General features: G+C 60.5%; 2 protein-coding genes. Both read left to right on the top strand.

The features are described 5' to 3' along the window. The first annotated feature begins 183 nt into the window (after positions 1-183). Entirely contained in the window at positions 184-504 is a 321-nt protein-coding gene (locus KAK03_RS24725; RefSeq protein WP_210857350.1) for a hypothetical protein, read from the top strand. A gap of 78 nt (positions 505-582) precedes the next feature. Beyond that, entirely contained in the window at positions 583-1,032 is a 450-nt protein-coding gene (locus KAK03_RS24720; RefSeq protein ID WP_210857349.1) for a hypothetical protein, read from the top strand. The last annotated feature ends 111 nt before the right edge of the window (positions 1,033-1,143 follow it).

The raw sequence follows: 1,143 nt of genomic DNA, 5'->3' as shown, positions 1-1,143 counted from the left end.
ACGAATCGGCGACACCGGAGCGCAATGAAGTCAAGAAGCTTAGTTAGGCACACCTTGACGCCTAACCCCTCGCTGGAACCGACGCCCACCGGCATGGCACTTGGCCCGCTTCCCGGCTTAGGTCATCATCCGTACAGCGGGCCAAGCACCATGCCGGCGTGCGCGGCTCAGCTCGAACGTTAGATGGCAATGCAGATTCCACCGCCCGAAAGCTCATCTGTCTGGCGCATCGCTGGGTGGGTCTCGTTCGCGTTAACGGTTGCGCTCTTTATGTTTGTCAGTTCTCGCGCTGGCATGAGGTGGCTAGGCGTCGTCATGCTGGTCGGAGCAGCCGTCCAAATCATCCAGCGGCGCTTCGCTTACGGGTGGGAAGGCCGAGCGCCTTCTGGCTACATCACTGGAATTCCGGCTGTGCTTTTGGGCCTTCTGATTGGCGCGCTTGGCCTGGCCATGCTCGCCAAGCCGGATTTCATGCTTGTTCTCTTCGGCTGGGATGGCCAATGAGCCATCTAACCTCTCATTCCAGCGGACCGCCTTCGGCGGCAGCTGAATTCCAACGTTAGGCGTCACAACACACACGTCATGTCGCGCCCAAGCATCGAAGAACTGCCGCACCTCTGGCTGGAGGATGGCTCGTACCGCGACGTCTATGTGCTCGGCACATCGCTGTCAGACTGGCGCGAACTCTCGAAATTGGCGTGCGAGTTCCCACACACCTATCAGAGAGACGGAGTTGATCGTCCGCTCCCGAACGCGTCCGCCGTTTTCGGTGATCGGGCGCACACACACCTGTTGTCCATTCGAGTTGGGAACGCAACCGTCAACTGCCACTACTTCGCGTCCAGCGAGATCGAACTCGACGTTGATCCCCGAGAGGTGCGTAGCTCAGAGGACCATGACGCGATACTCTTGTTTGTGGAGCGCCTGTCCGCAGCAACTGGTAAGCCCGCTCGGATAACCGACGAGAACTTAGAGAACAGTGTGCACCTCGAGTTCGATCCGAATTCCAGCGCGTGGCGCGTTGGGCGGTGACGCCTAACCCCTCGCTGGAACCGACGCCCACCGTCATGGCACTTGGCCCGCTTCCCGGCTTAGGTCATCATCCGTACAGCGGGCCAAGCGCCATGCCGGCGTGCGCGGCTC

This window comes from Ideonella alba (assembly GCF_018069845.1).
In the GTDB taxonomy this organism is placed as follows: Bacteria; Pseudomonadota; Gammaproteobacteria; order Burkholderiales; family Burkholderiaceae_C; genus Ideonella; species Ideonella alba.
This window is presented reverse-complemented; position numbering and strand designations above follow the sequence as displayed.